Here is a 235-nt window from a genome sequence, read left to right as displayed (position 1 = left end):
CTCTCACCGCCGCGTATGCAGCAAGCGGGACCCCGTCAGCCCCAACGCTGAACGCCCCGACGCTGCCGTCGATGGTGCCGTTCATCGTCAGCACCCCGGTGACCGAAAGCGCAGCCCCGCTCTGGGTGGCGATGATCACGCCATCGTTGGTCACGTCGCCCGCAACCGAAGTTGTGGCCGAGAGCGCGAGCCGGCCCTCCTCCGAGATCAGCACATCATCGCTGAAGCTGCCGCC

General features: G+C 67.7%; 1 protein-coding gene. It reads right to left on the bottom strand.

The features are described from left to right. Positions 1-235 (bottom strand): hypothetical protein (locus tag R0J92_RS26705; RefSeq protein WP_411053905.1); only part of this gene is annotated, 235 nt, incomplete at both ends.

Source organism: Tritonibacter sp. SIMBA_163, assembly GCF_046535935.1.
Lineage (GTDB): Bacteria > Pseudomonadota > Alphaproteobacteria > Rhodobacterales > Rhodobacteraceae > Epibacterium > Epibacterium scottomollicae.
The sequence above is the reverse complement of the archived record's forward strand: the minus strand, read 5'-3'. Positions and strand labels throughout refer to the sequence as shown.